Source organism: Pseudomonas sp. PF05 (assembly GCF_056521845.1).
Window position 1 is genome coordinate 267,234 of the sequence record NZ_JBWLPW010000006.1, and the last position, 24,659, is coordinate 291,892.

At 63.3% G+C, this 24,659-nt stretch carries 27 protein-coding genes and 1 pseudogene; 4 read left to right on the forward strand and 24 right to left on the reverse strand.

Translation table 11 applies throughout. The features are described from left to right. Nucleotides 1-164 precede the first annotated feature (164 nt). The 20 genes and pseudogenes from AC09SL_RS13030 to AC09SL_RS13125 form a co-directional block, all read right to left on the reverse strand. Nucleotides 165-311: pseudogene (locus AC09SL_RS13030) on the reverse strand (excinuclease); the annotation flags it as partial. Between the two features lie 42 nt (nucleotides 312-353). Continuing rightward, nucleotides 354-1,580 (reverse strand): beta-ketoacyl-ACP synthase, encoded by a 1,227-nt coding sequence (locus tag AC09SL_RS13035; protein WP_058543749.1) that lies wholly within the window; start codon nucleotides 1,578-1,580, stop codon nucleotides 354-356. Further along, nucleotides 1,580-2,308, reverse strand: a complete 729-nt coding sequence (locus tag AC09SL_RS13040) for a 3-ketoacyl-ACP reductase FabG2 (protein WP_058543750.1) — start codon at nucleotides 2,306-2,308, stop codon at nucleotides 1,580-1,582. The genes AC09SL_RS13035 and AC09SL_RS13040 overlap by 1 nt, the downstream gene beginning before the upstream one ends. Next, nucleotides 2,305-2,772 carry a hotdog family protein gene (locus AC09SL_RS13045; protein ID WP_058543751.1) on the reverse strand — a complete coding sequence of 156 codons (468 nt, stop codon included), beginning with the start codon at nucleotides 2,770-2,772 and terminating at the stop codon, nucleotides 2,305-2,307. Before AC09SL_RS13045 ends, AC09SL_RS13040 begins: the two co-directional genes overlap by 4 nt. Next, on the reverse strand, nucleotides 2,769-3,965 hold the full coding sequence (locus AC09SL_RS13050; RefSeq protein WP_058543752.1) for a beta-ketoacyl-[acyl-carrier-protein] synthase family protein: 1,197 nt from the start codon (nucleotides 3,963-3,965) through the stop codon (nucleotides 2,769-2,771). Before AC09SL_RS13050 ends, AC09SL_RS13045 begins: the two co-directional genes overlap by 4 nt. Beyond that, nucleotides 3,962-4,444, reverse strand: coding sequence for a DUF3261 domain-containing protein (locus tag AC09SL_RS13055; RefSeq protein ID WP_058543753.1), 483 nt, complete (start codon nucleotides 4,442-4,444; stop codon nucleotides 3,962-3,964). Before AC09SL_RS13055 ends, AC09SL_RS13050 begins: the two co-directional genes overlap by 4 nt. After that, complete coding sequence (locus AC09SL_RS13060) at nucleotides 4,441-5,169, reverse strand: class I SAM-dependent methyltransferase (RefSeq protein WP_058543754.1); 729 nt, start codon at nucleotides 5,167-5,169, stop codon at nucleotides 4,441-4,443. Before AC09SL_RS13060 ends, AC09SL_RS13055 begins: the two co-directional genes overlap by 4 nt. Further along, nucleotides 5,166-6,425, reverse strand: a complete 1,260-nt coding sequence (locus AC09SL_RS13065; protein WP_058543755.1) for an NAD(P)/FAD-dependent oxidoreductase — start codon at nucleotides 6,423-6,425, stop codon at nucleotides 5,166-5,168. Before AC09SL_RS13065 ends, AC09SL_RS13060 begins: the two co-directional genes overlap by 4 nt. 23 nt (nucleotides 6,426-6,448) lie before the next feature. Beyond that, nucleotides 6,449-8,791: an MMPL family transporter gene (locus tag AC09SL_RS13070; protein WP_058543756.1), complete on the reverse strand. Its 2,343-nt coding sequence runs from the start codon at nucleotides 8,789-8,791 to the stop codon at nucleotides 6,449-6,451. Next, nucleotides 8,775-9,383, reverse strand: a complete 609-nt coding sequence (locus AC09SL_RS13075; RefSeq protein ID WP_058543757.1) for an outer membrane lipoprotein carrier protein LolA — start codon at nucleotides 9,381-9,383, stop codon at nucleotides 8,775-8,777. Before AC09SL_RS13075 ends, AC09SL_RS13070 begins: the two co-directional genes overlap by 17 nt. Then, nucleotides 9,380-9,805, reverse strand: coding sequence for an acyl-CoA thioesterase (locus AC09SL_RS13080; protein WP_058543758.1), 426 nt, complete (start codon nucleotides 9,803-9,805; stop codon nucleotides 9,380-9,382). Before AC09SL_RS13080 ends, AC09SL_RS13075 begins: the two co-directional genes overlap by 4 nt. Then, nucleotides 9,798-11,342 (reverse strand): HAL/PAL/TAL family ammonia-lyase, encoded by a 1,545-nt coding sequence (locus tag AC09SL_RS13085; protein WP_064106958.1) that lies wholly within the window; start codon nucleotides 11,340-11,342, stop codon nucleotides 9,798-9,800. Before AC09SL_RS13085 ends, AC09SL_RS13080 begins: the two co-directional genes overlap by 8 nt. Continuing rightward, nucleotides 11,323-12,267 (reverse strand): LpxL/LpxP family acyltransferase, encoded by a 945-nt coding sequence (locus AC09SL_RS13090; RefSeq protein WP_064106957.1) that lies wholly within the window; start codon nucleotides 12,265-12,267, stop codon nucleotides 11,323-11,325. The genes AC09SL_RS13085 and AC09SL_RS13090 overlap by 20 nt, the downstream gene beginning before the upstream one ends. After that, the gene (locus tag AC09SL_RS13095) at nucleotides 12,264-12,998 is read right to left on the reverse strand and encodes a glycosyltransferase family 2 protein (RefSeq protein WP_058546436.1); all 735 of its coding nucleotides are present in this window, start codon (nucleotides 12,996-12,998) and stop codon (nucleotides 12,264-12,266) included. The genes AC09SL_RS13090 and AC09SL_RS13095 overlap by 4 nt, the downstream gene beginning before the upstream one ends. Nucleotides 12,999-13,222: 224 nt before the next feature. Next, the gene (locus AC09SL_RS13100) at nucleotides 13,223-14,902 is read right to left on the reverse strand and encodes an ApeI family dehydratase (protein WP_064106956.1); all 1,680 of its coding nucleotides are present in this window, start codon (nucleotides 14,900-14,902) and stop codon (nucleotides 13,223-13,225) included. Then, on the reverse strand, nucleotides 14,899-15,444 hold the full coding sequence (locus AC09SL_RS13105; protein WP_058543721.1) for a COG4648 family protein: 546 nt from the start codon (nucleotides 15,442-15,444) through the stop codon (nucleotides 14,899-14,901). Before AC09SL_RS13105 ends, AC09SL_RS13100 begins: the two co-directional genes overlap by 4 nt. Then, nucleotides 15,441-15,695 (reverse strand): acyl carrier protein, encoded by a 255-nt coding sequence (locus AC09SL_RS13110; RefSeq protein ID WP_058543720.1) that lies wholly within the window; start codon nucleotides 15,693-15,695, stop codon nucleotides 15,441-15,443. The genes AC09SL_RS13105 and AC09SL_RS13110 overlap by 4 nt, the downstream gene beginning before the upstream one ends. 9 nt (nucleotides 15,696-15,704) lie before the next feature. Next, nucleotides 15,705-15,962 (reverse strand): phosphopantetheine-binding protein, encoded by a 258-nt coding sequence (locus AC09SL_RS13115; RefSeq protein WP_058543719.1) that lies wholly within the window; start codon nucleotides 15,960-15,962, stop codon nucleotides 15,705-15,707. After that, the gene (locus AC09SL_RS13120; protein WP_058543718.1) at nucleotides 15,943-16,752 is read right to left on the reverse strand and encodes a lysophospholipid acyltransferase family protein; all 810 of its coding nucleotides are present in this window, start codon (nucleotides 16,750-16,752) and stop codon (nucleotides 15,943-15,945) included. Before AC09SL_RS13120 ends, AC09SL_RS13115 begins: the two co-directional genes overlap by 20 nt. After that, entirely contained in the window at nucleotides 16,728-17,456 is a 729-nt protein-coding gene (locus tag AC09SL_RS13125) for a beta-ketoacyl synthase chain length factor (protein WP_058543717.1), read from the reverse strand. The genes AC09SL_RS13120 and AC09SL_RS13125 overlap by 25 nt, the downstream gene beginning before the upstream one ends. Before the next feature lie 350 nt (nucleotides 17,457-17,806). Between AC09SL_RS13125 and AC09SL_RS13130 the strand changes: the two genes are divergently transcribed. Continuing rightward, the gene (locus AC09SL_RS13130; RefSeq protein WP_058543716.1) at nucleotides 17,807-18,577 is read left to right on the forward strand and encodes a ParA family protein; all 771 of its coding nucleotides are present in this window, start codon (nucleotides 17,807-17,809) and stop codon (nucleotides 18,575-18,577) included. Between the two features lie 90 nt (nucleotides 18,578-18,667). Here the strand turns inward: AC09SL_RS13130 and trxC are convergent, their stop codons facing one another. Both trxC and ycaC read right to left on the reverse strand, forming a co-directional pair. Then, nucleotides 18,668-19,090, reverse strand: a complete 423-nt coding sequence (gene trxC, locus AC09SL_RS13135) for a thioredoxin TrxC (protein ID WP_058546359.1) — start codon at nucleotides 19,088-19,090, stop codon at nucleotides 18,668-18,670. 173 nt (nucleotides 19,091-19,263) lie between these two features. Further along, nucleotides 19,264-19,890, reverse strand: coding sequence for an isochorismate family cysteine hydrolase YcaC (gene ycaC, locus AC09SL_RS13140; RefSeq protein WP_058545530.1), 627 nt, complete (start codon nucleotides 19,888-19,890; stop codon nucleotides 19,264-19,266). A gap of 206 nt (nucleotides 19,891-20,096) precedes the next feature. On the opposite strand from ycaC, the gene AC09SL_RS13145 reads away from it, so the two are divergent. The 3 genes from AC09SL_RS13145 to AC09SL_RS13155 all read left to right on the forward strand — a co-directional run bounded on the left by AC09SL_RS13145 (nucleotide 20,097) and on the right by AC09SL_RS13155 (nucleotide 22,065). Beyond that, nucleotides 20,097-21,002 carry a LysR family transcriptional regulator gene (locus AC09SL_RS13145; protein WP_193034296.1) on the forward strand — a complete coding sequence of 302 codons (906 nt, stop codon included), beginning with the start codon at nucleotides 20,097-20,099 and terminating at the stop codon, nucleotides 21,000-21,002. A gap of 249 nt (nucleotides 21,003-21,251) precedes the next feature. Further along, the gene (locus tag AC09SL_RS13150; protein WP_058545528.1) at nucleotides 21,252-21,530 is read left to right on the forward strand and encodes a hypothetical protein; all 279 of its coding nucleotides are present in this window, start codon (nucleotides 21,252-21,254) and stop codon (nucleotides 21,528-21,530) included. Nucleotides 21,531-21,663: 133 nt separating this feature from the next. Beyond that, a complete protein-coding gene (locus tag AC09SL_RS13155) occupies nucleotides 21,664-22,065 on the forward strand; it encodes a helix-turn-helix domain-containing protein (protein WP_058545527.1) in 402 nt (133 codons plus the stop codon). 292 nt (nucleotides 22,066-22,357) lie between these two features. Here the strand turns inward: AC09SL_RS13155 and AC09SL_RS13160 are convergent, their stop codons facing one another. Both AC09SL_RS13160 and selO read right to left on the reverse strand, forming a co-directional pair. Further along, entirely contained in the window at nucleotides 22,358-22,714 is a 357-nt protein-coding gene (locus tag AC09SL_RS13160; protein ID WP_058545534.1) for a DUF6124 family protein, read from the reverse strand. A 467-nt stretch (nucleotides 22,715-23,181) separates the two neighbouring features. Next, nucleotides 23,182-24,645: a protein adenylyltransferase SelO gene (selO, locus tag AC09SL_RS13165; protein ID WP_058545533.1), complete on the reverse strand. Its 1,464-nt coding sequence runs from the start codon at nucleotides 24,643-24,645 to the stop codon at nucleotides 23,182-23,184. Nucleotides 24,646-24,659: the final 14 nt, after the last annotated feature.

The window sequence follows — 24,659 nt, forward strand, 5'->3', positions numbered from 1 at the left end:
ATCTTTTGATCTTTCGCTTGAGACTCGGGTGTCTGGGGGAAGATCGCAGCCTCGTTGCACTCGACAGCTCCTACACAGCTCCTACGCAGCGCCTACACAGCTCCTACATTCCGGAGGGGCTTCAAAAGGTGTTATTGCACCTTCGCCAAATCCCCTTTCAACGCAACCCCCGCCATGATCGCGCCGGTGCTGATGGCTTCGGCCACGGCTTTGTCGAATGGCAGGAGCAGCGCGGTATCACGGGCCTGGCTGAGGCTTGGCAGGGTGCTGAGCAACAGGGCGGCGGTCACGGCGATTTTCTTCAACGACATCAAGGTCTCCTTGACGAGGAGTAACAGGGTTTTGAATCCGATTCAGTGCCAGCGGCGGAAAATCAGCGAGGTGTTGACCCCACCAAAGGCGAAGTTGTTGTTCATCACATATTCGTGGCTCATCGACCGTAACTCGTTACGCAGGTAATCGAGCTTGCCACATTGGGGATCAACCTCATCGAGGTTGAAGGTGTGCACGTAGAGGTCGCGGTTCATCATTTCGATGCTGAACCAGGACTCCAGCGCCCCGCAGGCACCCAGGGTGTGACCGAGGAAGCTTTTCTGCGAGCTGATGGGCATGTGTTCCCCAAACAGGCTGCTGGTGGCCAGGGTTTCGGCAATGTCGCCCTGTTCGGTGGCGGTGCCGTGGCCGTTGACGTAGCCGATGGCCGAAGGTTCGAGGCCGGCATCTTCCAGGGCCAGTTCCATGGCCCGGCGCATGGTGAGGAGTTCGGGGCGGGTGGCGTGCTGGCCGTCGGCATTGCTGCCAAAGCCGACGATCTCGGCATGGATCCGCGCGCCGCGCGCCAACGCATGTTCCAGTTCTTCGAGTACCAAGATGCCGGCGCCTTCGCCGATCACCAGGCCATCGCGGTCCTTGTCGTAGGGACGCGGGCTGGTTTGCGGCGCATCGTTTTTCAGGCTGGTGGCGTAGAGCGCATCGAACACCATCGCTTCGGTCGGGCACAGCTCTTCGGCGCCACCGGCGAGCATCAGCGGCAGGCGTCCGAACTTGATGGCCTCGTAGGCATAGCCGATGCCATGGCTGCCGCTGGTGCAGGCGCTGGAGGTGGGAATCAGGCGCCCGGTCAGCCCGAAGAAGATGCTGATGTTGGCCGCCGTGGTGTGGGGCATCATCCGCACATAGGAGTTGGCGTTCAGCCCTTCGGCCACGCTGTTGAGCAGCATGTTGCCGAACGCCTTGATCTCGTCGGTGCTGCCGGTGGACGAACCGCAGGACACGCCCATGCGCCCGTCCTTGATCGACGCGTCGCCCAGCAGGCCGGCGTCGGCCAGGGCCTGTTCCGCCGACGCGACCGCCAGGCGCGAAACCCGGCCCATGCTGCGCAGTTGCTTGCGGGTCCAGTGGGCCGGGACCTGGAAGTCGTCGATGGGGCCGGCCAGGCGGGTGTTCAGTTCGGTGAAACGGTCCCACTCATCCATGCGCCGGATGCCGCTGCGGTTGGCGGCGAAGTTGGCGGCGATGGTCTCCCAGTCGCTGCCTATGGAGGTGATGCCGGCCATGCCGGTGACGACGACGCGCTTCATCAGCACAAGCCTCCGTTGACGGCCAGGACCTGCCGGGTGATGTAGCTGGCTTCGGCGGACATCAGGAAATTCACCGCGCCGGCCACTTCTTCCGGGGTGCCCATGCGCTGGGCGGGGATCATTTTCATCAGTTCTTCCACGGGTACGTTTTCATTGAGCATGGCGGTGTCGATCAGGCCTGGCGCGACGCAGTTGACGGTGATCTTGCGCTTGCCCAGCTCGATTGCCAACGCCTTGGCCGCGCCGATCAAACCGGCCTTCGAGGCGCTGTAGTTGACCTGGCCGCGATTGCCGATCAGGCCGGAAACCGAGGTGATACAGACGATCCGCCCGGCGGCGCGACGACGGATCATCGGCATCATCACCGGATGCAGCACGTTATAGAACCCGTCGAGGTTGGTGCGCATCACCACATCCCAGTCGTCTTCGCTCAGGGCCGGGAAGGCACCATCGCGGGTCAGGCCGGCGTTGAGCACCACGCCGTAATAGGCACCGTGGGTTTCGACATCGGCTTCGAGAATGGCCTTGCACGCGGCACGGTCGGCCACGTCGAATTGCAGCACTCGGGCATTGCGGCCCAGGGCCTGGATTTGCGCCTGGACCGTCTCGGCCTCGGCGCGGCCGCTGCGGCAGTGCAGCACGATGTCGTGCCCGGCCTGGGCCAGGCGCAGGGCGATGGCGCGGCCGATACCACGGCTGGAGCCGGTGACCAGTACGGATTCAGTCATGACGGGTTTCCTGTTGCGGACGGTTCATGAAGGTAATGGGCGGCCTGGGGCGGACGGAATACGTTGAGCCGGGCCGTGGCATGGATGCCGGGGCCGCGGATGTGGCATTCGAACACGCCCATGCCGTTGTCGTCTTCCAGGGAGCGCACACCGTGGATGGTCAGTTCGACGCCCGCGGGAAAACACTCGACGTTGCATTCGAACTTGCGAGTGCCGAGCAAAAAGCCCAGCGCCACGGCATCACCCCGTTGGCGTGCATGGCAACCGGCAAACGCCGCGACGCTTTGGGCCATCAGCTCGATGCCGACCCAGGCCGGCAGCGCGCCGTCGTCGCGGCTGAACAAGCCGCCGGGCTTGACGGTGGCGTGGGTATGGATCTGTTCGTCATCGAACGACAGGATCCGGTCGATGAGGATCATGTCGCCGGCATGGGGCAGCAGTTCGGCGAGCGGCCAGTCAATCATGGGGCGTCTCCGATAATCAGGCTGACGTTGTTGCCGCCGAATGCAAATGAATTGCTCATCAGGCGGCGTGGGGTGGCCGGGTTCAGGCGGGTGCCGGCGGTGACCCAGTCCAGTGCCGGCAGGGCCGGATCGGCCTGGCCGTCCCAGGCATGCGGCGGCAAGGCCAGGGCGGTGTTTTCGGTGCTCAGGGCCAGCCAGCAGAATGCTGCTTCCAATGCCCCTGCCGCGCCGAGGGTATGGCCGGTCATGGGCTTGGTGGACGAGCAGGGCACGCCCGCCGGAAACAGCCCGGCCACTGCCTGGCTTTCCATGGCGTCATTGTGTTGCGTGGCGGTGCCGTGCAGGTTCAGGTAGTCGATCTGGCTGGCCTCGAGGCCGGCGCAGCGCAGGGCTTTTTCCATGGCCTGGCGGGCGCCGCGACCGCTGGGTTCAGGTGCGGAAATATGGTGGGCATCGGAACTGGCGCCGTCGCCGAGCAAGGCAATCGGTGTGCCTTCGCCTGGCGTCTTGCTCATGAGAAACAGCACCGCTGCTTCGCCAATGTTGATGCCGCTGCGGTTCACCGAAAACGGATTGCAGCGTTCGTTCGACACCGCTTCCAGTGCGGAAAAACCGTTGAGGGTCAGTTTGCACAGGCTGTCCACGCCACCGCACAGCACGGCATCGCACAGGCCCAGGTCCAGCAGGCGCCGGGCGCTCATCAAGGCGCGGGCGCTGGAGGTGCAGGCCGTGGAAATCACGTACGACGGGCCGCTCAGGCCGAGCCATTCGGAAAGAAAATTGGCCGGCGCACTGAGTTCCTGTTGCTGGTAGTCGTAGCCATCGGGGAAGCGCTGCTCGCGCAGGTAATGGGCAATGCCCTGGCTGGCTTCATCGATCCCCGAAGTGCTGGTGCCCAACACGATGCCGATGCGGGCGCGACCGTAGGCCTCGATGGCCTGGTCGATCTCGGCGCGAATCTGCAACCCGGCTTCCAGCAGCAGTTGATTGTTACGGCTGCGGTGCGCCAACAGGGTTGGGGGAATGGGGGCGAGTTCACCCGGCACTGCGGCAACCGGCAATGCACGTTCGGCCACCCAGCCGTCCTTGATACGCACGCCCGAGCAGTCGCCGGCAAACAGGTTGCGTGCCACCTCATGTTTGTTGCGGCCGAGGGCGCAAATCACCCCGAGGGCATTCAAATAGGCGGTCATGGGGCGTTCTCGGTCAACGGTGTGATGCGGTAGCGTGGGCCTTGGAGCAGGCTCATTTCAAAATCCAGCGGCTGCGTGTAGCGCACCTGCCAGCGACTATCGAGCGTCCGTTGCGACGCCTGTTGCCGGGCGGCCGGGTAGTTGTCGGACAGTTCGGTTTCAGGAGTCAGGGCGAACAACAGCGCCGCGAACAACTCCCGGGCCTCGGCATTGGGCGGCAGCAGACCGTCAGCCTGCCACCGGCCAGCGACCAGGCGCTGGCGGGCCACGGGAATGCCCAGCGGGTCCATCATCGACCAGCGAAGGCCTGCGTCTTCGCGCTGGATCACCAGCAGCCAGTCCTGGCGTTGGCCGGCCATTGTCCGCTCGATGTGCAGTTGCATCGGCAAGGCCAGGGTTGGCGTGCGCTCGGGCAGCGGCGCATGGCTGGCGCAGGCGCTGAGCAGCAACAGGCAGCCGAGAAGCAGGGCACGAATCATCCGGGGGCCCCTTCGATGGGCTTGCGAGCCACTACATTGACCAGGGTTTCCTCTCGCTCGCCGAACGGTTTGGCACGGCGCAGGCCAAAACGCTCCAACAAGCCGAAGTCCTTGGCGCGGCTCCACCACAGATACGGATAGGACACATTGCGGGCTTCGAATTGCAAGCCTTGGCTGCGGATCATCTCCAGGTACTGGGTGGCACTTTTCTGCACGTGCATGGGGTGACGGAACAGCCAGCGGATCACCCAGGTATCGATGTAGGCCTCGGTGGATTCGGCGAACATCAGGTAACCACCGGGCTTGAGCACGCGATAGAACTCGGCGAGGGCTTTTTCCTGCTCCACCAGGTGATGGAAGGTCTGGTGGCAGAACAACAGGTCGACGCTGGCATCGGGCACCGCCAAGGTCGCGCAGTCGCTGCCGATCAGTTCCACGGCCATGTCCTGGCGCGTGGCTTCCTCCCGGCTCAGGTCGAGGCTGTGGGGATCGGCGTCGACCCCGATCAGGCGCTGCGGCGCGAACACCTGGCGCAGGTATTGAAACGACTTGCCCTGGCCGCAGCCGGCGTCCAGCAGCACCGGGTTGGTCGGCAGCGGGGTGCTGAACAGGCTGCACAGGTCGTTGATCGCAACGCGCAATACATGGTGCTGCCAGGTGTGGCTGCGCAGGAACCAGAAACCGAAGCGGGTTTCTTCGACGTAGTTGTCGCTCAGGTAGCTCATGGTTGCTGACTCGGCGCCGGGCTCGCGCAGATTTCCGAAAGCATGCGCAGGCGCCGCTTGGGTTCGCTGACGAACGGGTTAAGCGAGTCCCAGGCGTAGCCGGCCAGGATCGAGCTGATCATGCGCCGGATGTCGGCCGAACCTTCGGTGTAGAAAATCACGTCCTGGAAGGTGCCGGCGTACCAGCCCTCGACGTAGCAGCGGAAGGTGTCGACGCCGCGCTTGAGCGGCTCGGCAAACTCGCGTTGCCAGTCCACGCTTTCGCCTTGCAACTGGCGATGGAGCACGGCGGCGGCCATGCTCGCCGAGCGCATGGCAATGGTCACGCCGGAGGAGAACACCGGGTCGAGGAATTCAGCGGCGTTGCCCAGCAGGGCGAAGCCTTGGCCGTGCAGGGTCTTGACGTTGGCCGAGTAGCCGCCGATGGTCCGCGCCGGGGTGTCCCACACGGCGTTTTGCAGCACGCCGGCCAGGCTTGGGGTTTCATCGATGAAACCGCGCAGGCAGGCATCGAGGTCGTCGGTGCGGCCGGCGAAATGTTCCGCCGCCGCGACCACGCCCACCGAGCAGCGCCCGCCGCTGAACGGAATGGTCCAGAACCACACGTCGCGTTTGCTCGGGTGGGTGGTGATCAGGATTTTCTCCCGGTCGAACGCCGGTGCGTCGATGCGATCTTCGATGTGCGTGAATACCGCCTGGCGCACCGGGAAATTCGACGGGGCCTCAAGGTCCAGCAGGCGCGGCAGGACCCGGCCATAGCCGCTGGCATCGAGCACGAAGTCGGCCTCGACCCGGTACTCGCTGCCATCTTCGCGCAGCACGCCCAGTTGTGGCTTGGCGAGGCTGAAATCGGCGCTGGCAATCGCTTGGCCGTAGCGGATCTCCACGCCTTGCAGGGCGGCCTGGTCGGCCAGCAACTTGTCGAAGTCGGCGCGTTGTACCTGGAAGGTCGTAGGCTTGCCGTTGCTGAAGGTATCGCCAAAATCGAAGGCACTGTAGCGCTCGCCCCAGGCAAACGCGGCACCGTTCTTGCGCTGGAACCCGGCGGCATTCACCGCCTCGAGCATGCCGGCTTCTTCGACGAAATCCAGGCAATGGGACAGCAGGCTCTCACCGATGGAGAACCGGGGGAAATGCTGGCGCTCGATGACCAGCACATCATGGCCCTTGCGCTTGAGCAGCGCGGCGGCGATGGCGCCGGAAGGGCCTGCGCCGATGATGACGACCTGGCGATATTCCGTTTCAGTAACAGGCATTGGAATTCCTCGAATATCCATAGTCATCGTAGGTCTTGTCCTTGAGCGGGTGTGGGGTGTTCCTGACGTCCGGCCCACGGCGCCAGCATGAAGCTGAAGGCCAGCCCCAGGCTTACCGCCAGGCCGAAATTACTCACCGCCGGTGTGCTGGACAACGCCAGCAGGCCGAACGACAGCCAGGTGGTGATTGCCGCCAGCAATGTGCCCAGCAGGCTCACCGCCGCGCCGCCGATCTGCTCGCGCATCAGGATCGCGTAGTCGACGCCGATGGCTGTCACCAGCAACAGGCCGAACAGGCTGAACAAGGTCAGTGGCTGCCCCAGCCAGCCGAGGCTCGCCAGGCTGCACAGCGCGGCCAGCAGCGGCAATGCCACGATGCGCAAGGCGCCGCCGACGCCGAACGGCCAGATCAGTACCAGCACAATCAGTACGCAGGAAGCCAGTTTCAACTCGGCGGCGCTGACCTGCGTGGCGGCGAAGACCCGGTTGAGGTCGCCCAGGCGATCCACCAGTTGGACACCCGGCAAATCTGCCGCCTGTACCCGCAGCAGCGCCGCATCGTTCAAACCTTGCAGGCTGACCACCGCCGCGACGCCTGGCGCTGTTGATCCGAGCCAGAGTGTGCGATATGGCTCGGCCAAGGGACCTGCCAGGGCGGCGTCAATGTCGGTCACCGGCAGGGCCTGTAATTGCGCCAGCTCCGCTTGCAACGCAGCGACCGGGACGCCCAGGTCCAGCAGCGGTTGCCAGAAGGCTGGCAAGCGGGCCAGGGCCTCACGCACTTTCTGCTGTTCGGCGGGCGGGCTGACCAGTTGGTTCAGCGACAGGTAGCCCTGGAGTTTTTCCAGGCCGATCAACTGATCCAGCCGCTCGTTGAGGGCGGTCTGGCGCTCCAGCAGTTGGGATTGGTCGTCGGCGCGGATCAGGAAGAACTGACTGGTGGGCTGGAAACCGGTGATGCGCGCGACGTCGCGGGCTTCGTCGGTGAGGTGCTGGGGCGTGCCGATCCACTGGCGGATGTCGTTTTTGGTGGTCAGGTGCCAGAGGCCGCCTGCGCAGAACGTCAGCAGCAACATCAGCAGGACCGGCGTGCGTACCCGTTTCAGCAGGGCTTCGCGAGCCTTGAGCAGGTATTGGCAGACCTGGAGCGGCCATTGGGCCGGACGCAGCTCTGCGCCCTTGAGCAGCGCCGGCAGCAGGCAGACCGCGGTCAGGTAGGCGCCGAGCAGACCGGCGGCGGAAAATATCGCGATCTGGGTCAGGGCCGGGAAGGGCGTCCAGGCCAGGGCCAGGTAACCGATGCAGGTGGTCACCAGGCTCATGCTCAGCCCCGGCAGGGTCAGGCGCAAGGCCGGCCAGCTACGCCACGGCTTGAGGCTCCAGCTCTTGGACAGGTAATGCAGCGGGTAGTCCACCGCGACGCCGATCAGGCTGGAGCCCAGTACCAGCGTCATCACATGCATGCGCCCGAACATGGCCACGCAGGCCACCGCGCCAAACAGCACGCCCACCAGCACCGGCACGAACGCCAGCCACACGCGCAGGCGTCGGAAGGCCAGCAACAGCAGCAGCAAGATGCCGACGGTCGCGCCACCGCCGACCCAGGTGATTTCCCGCGAGGCCTGTTGCTGGCCGCTGGCGGCGTACAGCAGGCCGCTGGCCGCCAGCAGTTGCCCTTGGGCCTGGCCCGCCTGGTCGCGGCTGCGTTGCAGCAGTTGGGCCACTTGCAATGGCAGGTTCATGTCGAAGGCGTTGCCCTGGGCGCGGGCCCGCAGCATCACCCAGCTTTTACCGTCGGCATCGGCGACTAACGCACCGCTGCCGATGTCGAATTTTATCGCGCCGCGTTGCGGCTGGCTGTTCTGGATGCGCCCGGTCAGGCCGAGCCAGTCGTCCTGGCTCGGCACCAGGCTGAAACCGCTGAACGGATCGAACAGTGCCTGCACGCGCTGTTGGATGAATGCCTCGGGCTGCTCGATCAGTTGCTGTCGGTCCGCCGCCGAGAGCATCGCCAATCGCCCGTTGAGCAATTGCCTGCGCAGCGCTGGCAAGTCGGTCTGCAACGTCCACTGGACCTTGTCGAACAGGCCGCTGGCCTGCCACTGCTCGCCCAGGGTTTGCGCCAGGGCGATGGCTTGCTGGCGATCAGCGTGGCCGACCAGCACCAGCACCTCGCGATTGAGCGGCTCCTGCATGCGTTGTTCGGCGACCAGCTCCAGGGCATCGGGTGATGTGCCCGGCACCAGCTCCATGAGGTTGACCGACAGCGGCGCGCCGTTGCGCCATTGCCAACCGGCGAGCGCGAGCACCGCCAGCAGCAGGATCAGGAACAGCCGGGGCAGCATCCGCTCACTCGGCAAAATCATGTTGCTCCGCTTCGCTCAAAGGTTGCGCGCCGGTAGCGTCCTGCATGCGCAGCACGGTGCTGTCGCCCTGGGTTTCCAGCAGTTCGATGCGCTGCACCAGTTCGCCGCCGTCGATGTTGATTTGATTGAAAACCTGTTTGAGCAGCACCGAGCGCGGGGTCAGGGTGAGCTTCCATCGTTGCGGCTCGCCCGACAGGCTCAGTTCGAAATCCCGCTGCAGGCCTGTGCTGTCACCCTGCAACACTGCCAGGAACAATCGGTTCTGCTCGGCGCCGGCGCTCTTGTTCGGCAGCATCTGCCAGGTGCTACCGTCTCGTCGGGCGATGCCTTGAGGGGTGATGCGGTAATCCTGTTGCAGCGGGGTTTGCAGCAGCCACAGCAGGCCGTGGTTTTTCGCCAGCACGAAGCGCCCCTTGCTGGTGAGGGGCTGGGGCAGGGCGCGCAGGTGTTTTTCCTGGATGAACTGCCCGTGGATCACCTCCGGGCGGGCCAGTTGGTCGCTCAGCTGTTGCAAGTCGAACGCCTGGGCCAGGGGCGCCAGGCAGCTTAGCAACAGGCAGCACAGCAACAGCCGGGCAGACAGGCGCTTCATGGCAGTTTCCTTTCCACGGCTTCGACAAACACCCGGGGCGAGGCCAGCAGCATTTCGCGACTGGCGAGGTCCACGGCCACTTGCACGGAACTGGCACGGGTCAAGCGGTCACCGGTAGCCGCGTCGCTGATCAGGTAGTTGATCTTCAGCCGGTTTTCCCACTCCACCAGGCTGGCGCGTACGGTCAGGGCCTGGCCGAACACGGCGCTGCGCACGTAGCGCAGTTGCAGGTCGATGATCGGCCATGCGTGGCCGGATTCGAGCATGTCGTTGTAGTTGTGGCCAATCAGGTCGAGCAAGGCGCAGCGGGCCACTTCCAGGTATTTGACGTAGTGGCCGTGCCAGACCACGTTCATCGAATCGACATCGAAAAACGGCACCACGATCTGCGTGTCGACGTGCAAGACACCTTGGTTACGCATGCAGCCTCCAGTGTTGCTCGGCGATGCGTTGCAGGCACAGGCGCAGTTCGCCTTCCAGGGCGCGGTCTTCGATCACAGGGGGGAAATCCTCGGTCAGTTGCTGGTGCATGGCGGCCAGGGCCGGCGGCAGTGGGCGCGCGTCTTCGGCACGGCTGCGCAGCCACACGCCCTGGTTGGCGGCCAGCAAGGTGGCGGCGGCAACTTGTTCGGTCAGCTCCAGCACGCGGATCGCGTCCCGGGCGGCGATGGTGCCCATGCTCACCTTGTCCTGGTTGTGGCACTCGGTGGAACGCGAGAACACGCTGGCCGGCATGGTGTTCTTCAGGGCTTCGGCGGTCCAGGCACTGGTGCCGATCTGCACGGCCTTGAAGCCATGGTTGAGCATCGCCCGCTCGGCGCTGGCGCCGGACAGGTTGCTTGGCAGGCCATGGTTGTAGCGCTCGTCCACCAGCAGTGCGAGCTGGCGATCCAGCAAGTCGGCGACGTTGGCCACCAGGTTTTTCAGGCTGTCCATGGCGAAGGCGATGTGCCCGCCGTAGAAATGCCCGCCGTGGAGCACGCGCTCGGCTTCGGCGTCGATGATCGGGTTGTCGTTGGCGCTGTTGAGTTCGGTTTCGATGAACGCGCGCAGCCAGCCCAGGCTGTCGGCCAATACCCCAAGTACATGGGGCGCGCAGCGCAGGGAATAGCGGTCTTGCAGGCGATGCAGCGGCGCGGTTGGGGCGTCGATCGCCAGGTCCTTGCGCAGCCACGCGGCGACTTGCATCTGCCCCGGGTGTGGCTTGGCGGCGAACAGGCGTTCGTCGAAGTGTTCCGGGTTGCCTTGCAGGGCGACGACGTTCAGCGCGGTGATGCGGGTTGCCAGTTGCAGCAGGTAGTCGGCGCGGGCGAAGGCCAGGCAGGCCAGGCCGGTCATCACGGCGGTGCCGTTCATCAGCGCCAGGGCCTCCTTGGGTCGCAGCACCAGCGGAGTCCAGCCCAGTTCGCGATGCACATCAGCGGCCAACCGCCGTTCGCCACGGAACATCACTTCCCGTTCGCCGGACAGCGTGGCGGCGACGTAGGACAGCGGTGTCAGGTCGCCGCTGGCGCCCACCGAACCTTCCTCTGGGATCAGCGGCAGGATGTCGTGTTCGAGAAAGGCCTGGAGGCGTTCCAGCAGTTCCACCCGCACCCCCGACACGCCGTGGCACAGCGACTGCAAACGCGCCGCCAGCACCGCACGGGTGGCCTGGGCGTCGAGCAGCTTGCCCAGGCCGCAGCCGTGGAACGTGTACAGGTGACGCGGCAGGGCCTCGACGTGGTGCAACGGCACGGCCACCACGCAGGAGTCGCCGTAACCGGTGGTCACGCCGTAGATCACGCCTTCCTTGTCCAGCAGGGAATCGAGGAATTGCGCACCCTTGGCAATGCGTTGGCGGAACGCCGGGTCATGCTGCAACCGGGTCGGTGCCTGGTGGTTGGCCAGGGCCAGCACATCTTCGATGCGCAAGGGGCGTTCGCCGAAGGTTACCGGCTCAGGAGTGGGCATCGTCATCGGTCTTCCAGAAAGGGTAAAAGTTGAACCACTGTTGGGGGGCCTGGAGGCAGTATTGCGCCAGGCACTCGGCGTAGCGGCCGGCCCAGTGGGCGATCACTTGCTCGCGGTCGTTGCGTTTCCACACCACGGCATCGGCGAAGGGCTCGAGGGTGACGCGATAGCGCCCCTCGTGCTTGAGGCACATCAGCAGGTTGACCGGGCATTTCAGCAGGCCGGCCAGCAGCCAGGGGCCCTGGGGAAAGGCGGCCGGGTGGCCCATGAAGTCCACGGTCACGCTGCGCCCGCCGTGCAGCGGTACGCGGTCGCCGGCAATTGCCAGCCACTCGCCGCGCTCCAGGCGTTCGCTCAACTGCAACATGATCACCGGGTCCAGCTCGCTGACCTGGATCAGCCGCAGGTGCGTGGCACCGGCTTCGCCCAGCAAGCGGTTGAACTGCTCGGCGTGCTTGGTGTGCACCAGCACGTTCATGGTGACTTTCTCGCCCAGCTCGGCCAGGGCCCGGCACATTTCCAGGTTGCCCAGGTGCGCCCCCACCAGCATTTGTCCGCGGGCATCGCGCAGATGATTGCGCAACAGGGCCGTGTCGACGATTTCGATCTGGTCGATGCTCAGCTTGCCGTTCCAGACGTCGAGCTTGTCCAGCAGGGAATCGGCAAAGGCCATGAACTGGCCGAATACCCGCCAACGGGTCGGGCGCAGCTCGGGACGTGCGCTCCAGTCGGCCAGGCGCTGCTGATATTGCCAGGCCGCCTGGCGGGCACTGCGACCGAAAATGAAGAAGTACAGGACGATGCCGTACAGCACCGGGGTCAGCAAGCGTCGACCGAGCACCTTGGCGGCGACCGCAGTGAGTTTCATCAGCCAGAAACTGCCGCGCTCCTGGCGGTCGGCCCAATGTTGCTTGTCTTCCTGAAGGCTCATGCCCGCCACCGTCGCCAGAGAATCAGGGGGGAACGCACGAGCATGCCGAAGAACAACCGGGTGTGCATGCTGGAAATCAGCACGTTGTCGTGGAACAGGCGAAAGTGCGAGACCCCGTCCTGAGGGTAATGGACCCGCGTGTGCAGCCAGTGCATCGGCTGATTGCGCCAGGCCAGGCGCACGAGGATGTCCGAATCGAAATCCATGCGCTTGCCGATCTTGGCCGAGTCGATCAGCGCCAGGGTCGGTGCCAGGGGATAGACCCGAAAACCGCACATGGAGTCGCGGATTTGCAGGGACAGGCTGTTGATCCAGACCATGACGTGGGTCAGGTAGCGCGCATACAGGCGACCTTTCGGCACGCTGGCGTCGTAGCGCGGATAACCGCAGATCACCGCGTCCGGGTGGGCACGGGACTGTTCGATGAACGTCTTCACGTCGCCCAGGTCGTGCTGGCCGTCGGCGTCCACTTGCAAGGCGTGGCTGAAACCCAGGCGCGAAGCCTCGCGCAGGCCGGTCATCACCGCGCCGCCCTTGCCCTGGTTGACGGCCAGCCTGACCAGATGAACCCGCTCGCCCTCGGCCAGCCGCTCCAGCACGGCGGCACACGCCGGGCTGCTGGCGTCATCCACCAGCACGCAGGGCAGGCCGTTGGCGAGCAACGCCTGGACCACGGCCGAGATGGCGGTTTCGTGGTTGTAGACCGGGATGACGGCGCAGGGGTTATGCATATTTTCTGCCCTCCACAAATCCACTGTGCAGCGCTTCCCTGTGGCGAGGGAGCTTGCTCCCGCCGTAGGAGCTGCCGGAGGCTCGGTGCCGCGTTCGGACGATCTTTTGATCTTTCGCTTTGGACTCAATTGATAGAGACAAGATCGCAGCCTCGTTGCACTCGACAGCTCCTACGCAGCCCAGCGGGAGCAAGCTCCCTCGCCACAGTGATACGTGCAGGTGCCTAGGCATTGTTTTCCCCCAACACAATCCGCCCACTGGAGCAGGCCGCCGTGTCATTGCGGTAGGCGAAGTACAGCTTGCCGCGCTCGCGGTCGAAGCGCAGGTGCAGTTGGATTTCATCGCCGGGGCGCACCAGTTGCTGGAATTTCAGCACTTCCATGCCGACGAACCGGGGCGGCAGGTCCAGCAGTTGCCGGCCCAGGCTCAAGGCCCAGTCGACCTGCACCACGCCCGGCAGTACCGGCGCGGTGGGGAAGTGGCCGCTGAAGTACGCCAGGTCTGGCGGCACGACCAATTGCAGGCTCCACTCACCGTCGGTTTCGACGTGCTCCAATACCTCAGGGGCCTTGGGGCGCGGCGCCATCAGCAGCGCCTCGACCTCGGCCTGGGGCAGCTTGCCCTGGGCGTTGAGCGGCAACTGCCGCAACCAGCGCCAGCGCCGCGGCAGGGCGAGGGTTTCGCAATGTTCGCTCAGGTGCCGGCGCAGGCCTTCGGTGACGGCGCGTCGGCCCTGGTTGCGCAAGGCAAGCAGGCCGGCGTCGCTCAGCACCAACAGCGCGCCGAGGGAGGCGCGATTCTCTTGCACCACCCCCAGCCGCGCTTCGCTGACCCAGTCGTGGGTCACCAGCGCTTGTTCCAGCATCGGCAGGGAGATACGTTTTTCTTCGAGCTTGACGATACGGTCCAGTCGCCCGAGCAGTTCAAAGCGGCCATCTTCGGCGATTCGCGCCGCGTCGGCGGTGTGTTCCACATGCCCGGTCGGCAGATAGGGCGAGGCGATCAGCAGGGCGCCGTCGCTGTCCTGGCTCAGCTTGACGTCGGCAAAGGGTTCCCACAATCCGCCACCCTGGCGCCAGGCGATGCCGCCGGTTTCCGAACTGCCGAAAATTTCCGTCGGCCATTGCTCCAGGCGCCGCTGCAAGCTTTGCGCAGCCTCGGCCGGCAAGGCGCCGCCAGAGGAGAACACCCGGCGCACGCAGCTCAAGGCCGGCCAATCGAGGTTGTCGCCCATGCGCTTGAGCAGCGCCGGGCTGGCGACCCAGGCGAAGTCCGGCTGTTCGCGGCTGGCGCGTTGCAGGTCTTCGGGGAAGGCCAATTGCCGCCGCACGAAGGTACGCCCGGCGCACAGCGGCCATAGCACGCGGAACAGCAGGCCGTAGATGTGCTGGGTGGCAACGCTGCCGATCATGCAGGCCGGGCCCAGGTCGGCGCCCCACAGGTGTTCCAGGGCCTGGACCTCGTTACTCAACTGGCGCAGGGTTTTCTCGATGCGCTTGGGCTCGCCGCTGGAGCCGGAAGTGCACAGGCTCAGCCAGCAGTGATCGAGGTCCAGCTCGGCGGCGTCCATCGGCGCCTGTTGCAGGTCGCCGGGGTGTGTATCGCCGGGCTGGTCGGTCAGCCACAGGTCCACGTCCGCCGTCCAGCGCTGGCGTGTCTGCGCTTGCAGGTCGGCGGGAAGCAGGACCCGGACCCCGGCGCGCCAGGCTCCGAGCAGGGCGACGGCCAGGTCGGCGGCATCTTCCAGGTGCACTGCCACATGCCGCACGCCCCGGGCATGCAGGCCGGCCGCCAGGCGCAACGCCGCGTCCCGCAGTTGCGAGTGATTCAGCGCCGGATCGACCGCAACGGCGCGTTCCGGCTGAGCCTTGAGCAGCATCTGCTCAAGTGTTATCCAATTCATGGGCGGCCTCTTACCCGTTGTCGTATGAGCCATTCAATGGCAAACAGCAGCCCCATCAATCCGTAGGAAATCAGGCCGGTGTACAACATCCACCAACTCAGCGGCGCCCAGAGGGTCAGGGCGGCGGCGAGCAAACCGTTACACAGGAAAAACACACTCCAGGCCACCGTGACCTGGCGGGTATACACCACCGCCTTGGCCGGCAACTGCGGTTCACGCAGGCGGGCCAGGCGCTCGATCATCGGCGGGCCGTATTTCAGGCTCAGCACGAACAGCCCGAGCATGAACGCGCTGATCAGCACCGGATACCAGCGCAGCAGGAGCGGGCTGTCGAACAGCGCGAGCAATATGCAAAACACGATTGCCGTGGCCGCCATCCAGCGGCTGCCGGCCCCACCCTTGCCAAGCAATGCCCGGGCCAGCCACAGGCTTCCCAGCAACAGCCCGAACTGCCACGGGGCGAAGTGCTCCATGCCGAAATACACCGCAAAGGGGTAGAGCAGGCCCGCCAGCAGCAGGCCGAGGCCAATCAGCCGGGTCATGCGGCCGGTTGGACCAGTCGATAGACCGCCTCGACCACGTCATTGACGGTGCGCACCGACTTGAATTCTTCGGCGGCGATTTTCTTGCCGGTCTGACGCTTGATATGGTCGATCAGGTCGACCGCATCGATGCTGTCGATTTCCAGGTCCTGATAGAGGTTCGATTCCAGCGTCACACGCTTGGGGTCCAGCTCGAAAAGCTCGACCAGAGCATCGCGCAGGGTGTGGAAAATATCGTCACGAGTTTGCATGATCCGGTCTCAGGGGCGTTTTGCAGTGACGAAGGCCGCAAGGCTTGCCACATTGCTGAAATGGTTACGGGTGTCCTTGGCGTCGGCGTCTATCTTGATGCCGTACTGTTTCTGAATCGCCAGGCCGAGCTCCAGGGCATCCACCGAATCCAGGCCCAGGCCTTCGCCAAACAGGGTCTGGTCGTCGCCGATGTCGTCGATGCCAATGTCCTCCAGGCCGAGGGCGTCGATGATCAGCTGTTTGATGTCACGGTGCAGATCGCTCATCTTCGGCGAGCTCCTTGATGTAATAGTGATGCAAAAAATCGTTGAGCCTGCGCGAAGCCTGGGGTGGCGGGCCGAGCGCGGCGAACGCCTGTGGGTCTATATCGGCCCCGACGCGAAAACTGAAGTGCACGCGACGCCGGGGGATGCGATACCAGGGTTCAGCCTTGGTCAGGGTCGTGGGGCAGACCTTGATCGTGACGGGTGTGAGAATTTTCGCACCTCGCAGGGCGATAGCCGCCGCCCCCCGATGAAAGGCCGGCACCTGGCCTGGCTGGGTACGCGTCCCTTCGGGGAAGACGATCAGCGTCTGGCCTTCTTGCAGGGCATCGCTGGCGGCATCGAGCATGTCCATGCTGCCGTCGTTGCTGATGTATTGGGTCGAACGCAGTGGGCCACGGGTAAAGGGGTTGTCCCAGAGGCTTTGCTTGACCACGCAGTTGGCGTCGCGCACCAGCCCGATCAGGAACACCACGTCGATCAGCGACGGGTGGTTGGCAATGATCATCTGCCCGGGGCGCCCGAGCCGTTCGGCGCCATCGATCTGGTAGGTGAGCACCCCGGTGCGGGCCATGAACCGGATGAAGAACCAGAACAGCCGTCCGACCGTGCGACGGGCCCTCTGGCGGTGGGCCTGGGCATCGCCGGGCCACCAGGCCAGCAACGGGAACACCAGCAAACGCAGGCACAGCCCACCCAGCCCGAACAGGGCGAAGCTTGCGGCCGTCGCGACCAGGCGCCAGTAATAGGCGTCGCGAGGTTTACCGTTCACCGGTTGCGTTGCCAGGTCCATACACGATTCTTCCAGGCATGTTGGCAGGTGGTTTCGTTATCAAGCAGGGTACGCAACAGATCCAGGGCATGGGGCCAGTCGCTGCCAGGTAATTGGTCGTCCTGTGTACGCAGATCCAGTTGCCAATCGTCGCCCGGGGTCAGCAGCAGGCCCATGGCATAGGGAAACGGCACGTCATTGACCCACGGTGCGTAGACCTGCGGCGGTTGTTCTTCGGTGATCACCAGCAACACCGCCGGCGAGCCTTCGTTCAACAGCGCGACGGCCTCAAGCACGCCGTGTTCCAAGCCATCGCCGGTAGCGGCCAGGGCCGTCATTTCGCTGGTTTCGCCGCGCATGATCGACCACAGGCCAATCACCGCGTTGTGCACCGACAGGCTGAATTGGGTCGGCGACAAAGGCTGGTCGGCTGCCAGGTCCTTGAGAATCTCGAAAGTGCGCGGGGTTTCGCCGTGGCGGGAAATAAAGACCAACGGTAGGTCCGGCCGGCCCTCGGCCAGCGGCCAGCCGACACTGAAGGCCATCCGCGCCAGGCGGCTGAGGCGCCGGCGCTGCATGGCCGGCAGGAACGAAACGTCAGGGGCGGCATCGCTGGCTGGCAATACGACCGGCTGTCGGCTCCACGCCTGCCAATCGTCCACGCTTTCGAGCCCAGGGGCCCATGCGCGCCATTGGGCGATATTGAAATTGATCACAAAATTCATCCCACCCCTGCGGGCTTTTATTGTCACGGTTCAGTGGTTTGACCCGCGTCCAACCCTGCATGGCCTTGCGACACAAGTGGCGCGCATTATCCCGGTGCGGTTGGCTTGTAGCAAATACTGGTTACATTTTGTCCAGTGAAATGTACGAGTTGGTCCGCTTAAGACCAGGCTTGGACCATTGTCGTGATCAGCACGAGCCTGTCTGTAGGTTGTTTCTGTTACGGTCTGGGCGAATTGACGCTTGAATCGTTGGAAAAGCCACTGTTGCTGTAGTCCTTCTACGCAGAAGGTAGCTAAGCGGTGCCGCGGACTACTACACTCGGGAATCTTTGATACACGGAGGTTTTGACATGCGGCGTGTGGTGTTCAATCAGAAAGGTGGCGTGGGCAAATCCAGCATCGCCTGCAATCTGGCGGCAGTCAGCGCCAGCGAGGGCTATCGTACGCTGTTGGTGGACCTGGATGCCCAGGCCAACTCCACTCAATACCTGACTGGCCTGACCGGCGATGACATTCCCATGGGCATTGCCGACTTCTTCAAGCAGACCCTGTCGTCCGGGCCTTTCTCGAAAAAGAACAAGGTGGATATCTACGAAACGCCGTTCGACAACTTGCACGTGATCACGGCCACGGCGGAGCTGACGGATCTGCAGCCAAAGCTTGAGGCCAAGCACAAGATCAACAAGCTGCGCAAACTGCTCGAGGAGCTGGGGGAGGATTACGACCGGATTTACCTGGACACCCCGCCAGCACTGAATTTCTATGCGGTTTCAGCATTGATCGCCGCTGATCGGGTGCTGATCCCGTTCGACTGCGACAGCTTCTCCCGACAGGCACTGTATGGTCTGCTGGCGGAAATCGAAGAGCTCAAGGACGACCATAACGAAGGCCTGCAAGTCGAAGGCATCGTGGTCAACCAGTTCCAGGCCCGGGCCAGCCTGCCGCAGCAGATTCTCGACGAACTGATCGCCGAAGGCTTGCCGGTATTGCCGGTGTACCTGAGCAGTTCGGTGCGCATGCGCGAATCCCACCAGGCCAGCCTGCCGCTGATCCACCTTGACCCGCGGCACAAGCTGACCCAGCAGTTCGTGGAGTTGCATGGGTTGCTGGAGCAGGCTTGAAGCAAAAAATCGCAGCCTTCGGCAGCTCCTACAGGATGAGCGCTAACCCTGTAGGAGCTGCCGAAGGCTGCGATCTTTCCAGGCTGTGCTTCAAATCCCCTGGCTGCGCAACCAAGCCATCAACTGCGGCAACGGCAACGCCCCACTCTGGCGCGCCACTTCCCGACCGTCCTTGAACAGGATCAGGCTGGGAATCGAGCGGATCCCCAACTGCGCCGATAATTGCGGGTTGGCCTCGCTGTCGAGCTTGGCCAGCCGGCATTTGCCCGCCAGTTGCGCGGCGGCTTGTTCGAACACGGGCGCGAAGGACTTGCACGGTCCACACCAGTCGGCCCACACATCCACCAGCAACGGCAGGTCACCCTTGATCTGGCTGGCATAGTCGCCTTGCTTGAGTTCGAACGGCTTGCTCGATAACACCTGGGCCTTGCAGCGCCCGCACTTGGGTTGGTCGCCCAGGCGTTCGGCGGGTATGCGATTGAGCCCGTTGCAATGGGGGCAGGGGATCAGCATTGGGTCAGTCTCCAGAAAGTCATGGGCACAGATTGAACACTATATAGAAACCACCACAAAAGCTTGTGGGAGCAGGCTTGCTCGCGATGGCGGTGTATCAGTCAATACTGCATTGACTGTCAGACCGCCATCGCGAGCAAGCTCGCTCCCACAAGGGTATATCGGTGTGGCTGTTATTTAGCGTTGGTCAGCGTGTTATAGCTGATCATCAGGTTGCGGTAGTCCGGGATGTGGTTGGAGAACAAGGTCGCCAGTCCTTCCACGTCGTTGCGCCAGTCGCGGTGCAGTTCGCAAGCCAGGCCGAACCAGGTCATCAGTTGCGCACCCGAGGATGACATGCGGTCCCAGGCCGATTGACGGGTCAGTTCGTTGAACGTGCCGGACGCATCGGTGACCACGAACACGTCGAAGCCTTCGGCCAGGGCCGACAGTGCCGGAAAGGCTACGCACACTTCAGTGACCACGCCGGCGATGATCAATTGCTTCTTGCCGGTGGCCTTGATCGCCTTGACGAAATCTTCGTTGTCCCAGGCATTGATCTGGCCAGGGCGAGCGATGTACGGCGCGTCCGGGAACAAGCTCTTGAGCTCGGGCATCAGCGGGCCGTTGGGGCCGGTCTCGAAGCTGGTGGTGAGGATGGTCGGCAGTTGGAAGTACTTCGCCAGGTCGGCCAGGGCCAGCACGTTGTTCTTGAAACGGTCCGGGTCGATGTCGCGCACCAGAGACAGCAGGCCGGCTTGGTGGTCCACCAGCAGGACGGCGGCGTTATCTTTGTCGAGACGGTTGTAGGAAGTGGTCATGGCGTAGCCCTCATTAAGTTTTGGTTGCCGAAGGTGTCGGCTGGTTAAGGTTTTTAATGTCGGTGCAGCGATTGATCGGTGACTCATCCGGTCGAAGCGCCCCGGCTTCAATCCGTGTTGCGATTCGATGGGTGTAGATTAAAACTGGCACCTTTGATGCGCTAGACTGCAAAAATCCGCCTTAGCGTTCTATTTGGAGAACGATCATCGAAGACCTCAACACGCTTTACTACTTCACCCAGGTGGTCGAGCACCGTGGGTTCGCCGCTGCTGGCCGGGCGCTGGACATGCCAAAGTCCAAGCTCAGCCGGCGTATCGCCCAGTTGGAGGAGCGGCTCGGGGTGCGCTTGCTCCACCGCACCAGCCGCCACTGCACATTGACGGAGATCGGTCAGGCCTATTACCAGCGCTGCCTGGCGATGCGGGTCGAAGCCGAGAGCGCGGCGGAAGTGATCGAGCGCAACCGCTCCGAGCCCCAGGGGCTGGTGCGCATCAGTTGCCCGACGGCGTTGCTCAACAGTTGGGTCGGGCCGATGCTGACCCGCTACATGCTCAAGTACCCGCGGGTGGAGTTGTTCATCGAGAGCACCAACCGCCGGGTGGACCTGATCCATGAAGGGTTCGATATCGCCTTGCGGGTGCGCTTTCCGCCGCTGGAAAACACCGACATGGTCATGAAAGTGCTGAGCAACAGCACCCAGTGCCTGGTGGGCAGCCCGGCGTTCCTGGAGCGCTTGTCTTCACCGGCCTCCCCGGCAGACCTCAACGGCTTGCCCAGCGTGCATTGGGGCGCGGCACAGCGTGAATACCAGTGGGAATTGTTCGGTCCGGACGGCACCCGCGCGCTGATCCGCCATGCACCGCGCATGGTCACCGACGACCTGCTGGCCTTGCGTCACGCCGTGTTGGCCGGCATCGGCATCGCCCACCTGCCCACCGTGGTGGTGCGCGAGGACATCGCGGCCGGCCGGCTGGTGGAACTGGTCCCGGGCTGGACGCCCAAGTGCGGGATCGTCCATGCGATCTTTGCCTCGCGGCGCGGGTTGCTGCCGTCGGTGCGTACGTTGATTGACTTTCTGGCCGAGGAATTCAGCCAGAGTGATATGGCGTAGGGCAGGCCCACTTGGGTGAGCCTGCTTCTGTGGGAGCCAAGCTTGCTCGCGATGAACGATAACGCGATCTTTCGATAGATCGAGGCGCCTTCATCGCGAGCAAGCTCAGCGCCCACAGGCTTTTCACCGACCTTCCTCCGGGGTTCGCCAAAGGTATCCGAGGCTGCCATTCATCAGGTGCGCCGCACTGAGAACGTGTCAAGGCCTCAAAAAGACTCCACGTACCTGTTTGCAACCTCAGGAGGTCCCATGAGCCATTCTCAAGACCCAGCCACTCCCCAAGCACCGGTCAACCCCAACGACGACGGCTTCGTGCTCGGCACCGCTGGCCGCGACGAAGACCCCAACGCCGCCCCGTCCTACGCTATCGACCGTCGCCACGAACGGGATGAACTGACCCCCGAAGACGCCCGTGGCATGCCCGGCTATCCCGAGGAAAAGCCAGCGGCTAAACCCAAGGAGAAGCGGGTTGAAGAGGCAGAGCCGGGAATCGAGACGCCTGAGCAGGGGAACGATAAGGTTGGATGATCAGGCCGCGATGGCTTTCGCCCAGACAGCCCTCGCCGTAGAAACTGTCATCTTTCTTCCTAGGATTATCGCAATTTGCGATAAGTCCAATCTGTGTTTAACTCATCTATAGCAAAATGAGATGAGGAAAAAGATGAGTGCACTGATTGAACAAGTCGCCGCCCATTGGGAGTTTGTGTCGCCCCTGCTGCGTAAGCCCAGGAGCGAAGAGGATTACGACCGGTTGGTCGCTGCGCTCGATGAATTGTTGGAGTTGGTTGGCGAAGAAGAAGCCCATCCGCTGATGAGTCTGGTGGATATCATCGGTGAATGGATCGAGGCCTGGGATCATCAGCACCGGCCGATGCCCAAGGCAAGCGGCGTTGAGGCGCTTCGTTATCTGATGCGCGAACACGGTTTGAGCCAGAGCGATCTGCCGGGTATAGGTGCCCAGTCGGTGGTGTCGGAGATATTGAGCGGCAAACGCCAGCTCAATTTAAGGCAGATCCGCTGGTTGGCGGAGCGCTTCGGCGTATCGGTTGAGACCTTCATTTGATGGCTTGGATTGCCAATTGTGAAGAGGAAGTTTGCGCCCGCTCGCCCGCCCGCCCGCCTGCCCGCTCGCTCGGTTCCGTAGGAGCTGCCGAAGGCTGCGATCTTTTGATCTTTTGATCTTTTGATCTTTTGATCTTTCGCTTGAGATTCAAGTGTCTTTGGAAAGATCGCAGCCTCGTTGCACTCGACAGCTCCTACACAGCTCCTACACAGCTCCTACACAGCTCCTATACAGCTCTTACATAGCTTCTACGGCCCAGCGGGAGCAAGAGCCCTCGCCACAGGGGGATGCGCTATGTCGACCGGCGGGGCTCGACGTTGTCCAGTGCCCGGTTCGCCAATAAGCCGCTCAGTTCGATCAGCTGCTGAACGCCCATGGCAATGTGTCGCCTGGAGCCTTTCAGGTCGAATGCCAGATCGCTGACCATGGCGTTGGCCGAGGCTAGGTTTTCGCTGAGGTTGGCGAGCAGGGTTTCGGTGTCGACGCCGTTGACGACGGTGAAGAGTTGGCTTGGATCGGCTTCGGGTTTGCTGCGTTTGGGGCTGAGGTAGTAATCGAGGACGCGGTCAGCAGTTTCGTCGAATTCTTTTGAGTTTTTATTGGCTGGATCGGTATCGGGCGGGTTGGGGTTGCTTTGAATATGGTGAATCTCCGTGATTGGTTGAGCCACCACGACCTATCGCTAAACAAGTAAAGGTGGCGGCAGTACGCAGGTTAGCGATCCGGGTCACAGAAACCCCGGGTAGACCAGAAGGTCTCCCACGCACAGCCACCATTAAGCGAGTTGCAGACGTAAAAGACTGCAATCGAGAGTGGGCATTGTTGCGTCTGTGTAGAGTCGGATCGCTAAACCCGATCGCTGATTTGTCAGCGACGGGGAAACGATAAAGCCCGACCCCAAGGCGCACAAGCCGGCGGATTCTGGCGCAGTTGTAGGCAACGGCGCAAGACTGCGTAGCCTGCTCCTGAATGGTCCTACATCGAAATAAACGCGCTGATGGTTACGGGCTTCAGCATTGGGCTCAGAGGCTGTGATGAGCTGAAGATCGCCATCGCGAGCAAGCTTGCTCGCGATGACTTTCTCCCAGACAACCCTGAACCTACGGCGAGGGAGGGTTACGACGAGCAACTGATCTCCAGATGCTTGCCCCACTCCGGCGGACGTTGCGCGTAGCTGTCCATGCCCGGTTGTTCTTCGAATGGCTTGCTCAGCACCGTGTGCAGGCGGCGGACTTCGTCGTAGTCACCGGATTCGGCAGCGTCGATGGCCTTCTGCGCCAGGTAGTTGCGCAGCACATACAGTGGGTTCACCGCATGCATGCGAGCGCGGCGCTGGTCTTGATCGACGGGGCCTTCGCGGTTGACGCGGGCGACATACAGTTCGCCCCAGGCATCGAAACCCTTGAGGTCGACGAAGTCATCGCGCAGGGTGGCGACGGCTTGTTCGGGGGCTTGGTCGCCCAGTCGACGGAAGAACAGACTGTAGTCGACGCCGCTGTTTTGCATCAATTGCAGCAAGCGCTCCAGCAGTTTCTGGTCATCCTCTTCGGCGCTGGTCAAGCCGAGGCGGCGGCGCATCAGGTCAAGGTAGTGGGCCTGGTACAGCGGTAAGTACAGCCCGAGGGTTTCACGCAGGGCTTCGACGCTGATGAACGGCGTCAGGGCCTGGGCCAGGGCGCTGAGGTTCCACTGGCCGATGGGGACCTGGTTGCTGAAGGAGTAGCGACCCTGGTCATCGGAGTGGTTGCAGATGAAGTTGGCGTCGAAGTCGTCGAGGAAGGCGAACGGCCCGAAGTCGAAGGTGATGCCCAGGATCGACATGTTGTCGGTGTTCATCACGCCGTGACAGAAACCGTAGGCCTGCCATTTGGCAATCAACTCGGCGTTGCGCTCGACGATTTCACGGAACATCGCCAGGTACGGTTCCGGCTGCTCACGGCACTCGGCGAAATGCAGGTTCAATACGTGCTCGGCGAGGGTCGCATGCAGCTCGGGTTTCTTGGTGTAGTAGAAATATTCGAAATGCCCGAAGCGCACGTGGCTGGGCGCCAGGCGCAGCACCATGGCGGCGCGCTCCTGCTTTTCGCGCCACACTGGGGTGTCGGAGCCGATCACGCACAAGGCGCGGGTGGTGGGGATGCCCAGGGCGTGCAGGGCTTCGGAGGCGAGGAATTCGCGGATCGAGGAACGCAGTACCGCGCGCCCGTCGCCCATCCGTGAGAACGGCGTCTGGCCGGCGCCCTTGAGGTGCAGGTCCCAGTGCTCGCCGGCCTCGTTGTACACCTCGCCCAGCAGCAACCCGCGGCCGTCGCCCAATTGCGGGTTGTAGTGGCCAAACTGATGCCCCGAATACACCATCGCTCGGGGCTCCGTTTCGGCCCACAGCTTGTGGCCGCCAAAGATCTCGGCAAACAGTGGTGCCTGGGCTTGCGCCGGGTCCAGGTCCAGCAGCGCCATGGCGGCCGGGCTGGCGACCACCAGCCGCGGATTGTCGATGGGCTCGGGCAGTACGTGGGTCGATAGGCCGTCGCCCAGGCGGGCAAAGCGGTTATCGAAGATCAAGGTTTCCAGCGTTTTCATGGCCGTCTCCGGCG

Coding starts and splice junctions, on each gene's coding strand:
- AC09SL_RS13070 (WP_058543756.1), bottom strand. CDS start 8,791: ATGATTTTGCCGAGTGAGCGGATGCTGCCCCGGCTGTTCCTGATCCTG.
- AC09SL_RS13095 (WP_058546436.1), bottom strand. CDS start 12,998: ATGCATAACCCCTGCGCCGTCATCCCGGTCTACAACCACGAAACCGCC.
- AC09SL_RS13150 (WP_058545528.1), top strand. CDS start 21,252: ATGAGCCATTCTCAAGACCCAGCCACTCCCCAAGCACCGGTCAACCCC.
- AC09SL_RS13155 (WP_058545527.1), top strand. CDS start 21,664: ATGAGTGCACTGATTGAACAAGTCGCCGCCCATTGGGAGTTTGTGTCG.
- AC09SL_RS13050 (WP_058543752.1), bottom strand. CDS start 3,965: ATGACCGCCTATTTGAATGCCCTCGGGGTGATTTGCGCCCTCGGCCGC.
- AC09SL_RS13065 (WP_058543755.1), bottom strand. CDS start 6,425: ATGCCTGTTACTGAAACGGAATATCGCCAGGTCGTCATCATCGGCGCA.
- AC09SL_RS13100 (WP_064106956.1), bottom strand. CDS start 14,902: ATGAATTGGATAACACTTGAGCAGATGCTGCTCAAGGCTCAGCCGGAA.
- AC09SL_RS13080 (WP_058543758.1), bottom strand. CDS start 9,805: ATGCGTAACCAAGGTGTCTTGCACGTCGACACGCAGATCGTGGTGCCG.
- AC09SL_RS13040 (WP_058543750.1), bottom strand. CDS start 2,308: ATGACTGAATCCGTACTGGTCACCGGCTCCAGCCGTGGTATCGGCCGC.
- AC09SL_RS13125 (WP_058543717.1), bottom strand. CDS start 17,456: ATGAATTTTGTGATCAATTTCAATATCGCCCAATGGCGCGCATGGGCC.
- AC09SL_RS13130 (WP_058543716.1), top strand. CDS start 17,807: ATGCGGCGTGTGGTGTTCAATCAGAAAGGTGGCGTGGGCAAATCCAGC.
- selO (WP_058545533.1), bottom strand. CDS start 24,645: ATGAAAACGCTGGAAACCTTGATCTTCGATAACCGCTTTGCCCGCCTG.
- AC09SL_RS13120 (WP_058543718.1), bottom strand. CDS start 16,752: ATGGACCTGGCAACGCAACCGGTGAACGGTAAACCTCGCGACGCCTAT.
- AC09SL_RS13090 (WP_064106957.1), bottom strand. CDS start 12,267: ATGAGCCTTCAGGAAGACAAGCAACATTGGGCCGACCGCCAGGAGCGC.
- AC09SL_RS13045 (WP_058543751.1), bottom strand. CDS start 2,772: ATGATTGACTGGCCGCTCGCCGAACTGCTGCCCCATGCCGGCGACATG.
- AC09SL_RS13085 (WP_064106958.1), bottom strand. CDS start 11,342: ATGACGATGCCCACTCCTGAGCCGGTAACCTTCGGCGAACGCCCCTTG.
- AC09SL_RS13075 (WP_058543757.1), bottom strand. CDS start 9,383: ATGAAGCGCCTGTCTGCCCGGCTGTTGCTGTGCTGCCTGTTGCTAAGC.
- AC09SL_RS13055 (WP_058543753.1), bottom strand. CDS start 4,444: ATGATTCGTGCCCTGCTTCTCGGCTGCCTGTTGCTGCTCAGCGCCTGC.
- trxC (WP_058546359.1), bottom strand. CDS start 19,090: ATGCTGATCCCCTGCCCCCATTGCAACGGGCTCAATCGCATACCCGCC.
- AC09SL_RS13115 (WP_058543719.1), bottom strand. CDS start 15,962: ATGAGCGATCTGCACCGTGACATCAAACAGCTGATCATCGACGCCCTC.
- ycaC (WP_058545530.1), bottom strand. CDS start 19,890: ATGACCACTTCCTACAACCGTCTCGACAAAGATAACGCCGCCGTCCTG.
- AC09SL_RS13060 (WP_058543754.1), bottom strand. CDS start 5,169: ATGAGCTACCTGAGCGACAACTACGTCGAAGAAACCCGCTTCGGTTTC.
- AC09SL_RS13035 (WP_058543749.1), bottom strand. CDS start 1,580: ATGAAGCGCGTCGTCGTCACCGGCATGGCCGGCATCACCTCCATAGGC.
- AC09SL_RS13105 (WP_058543721.1), bottom strand. CDS start 15,444: ATGACCCGGCTGATTGGCCTCGGCCTGCTGCTGGCGGGCCTGCTCTAC.
- AC09SL_RS13110 (WP_058543720.1), bottom strand. CDS start 15,695: ATGCAAACTCGTGACGATATTTTCCACACCCTGCGCGATGCTCTGGTC.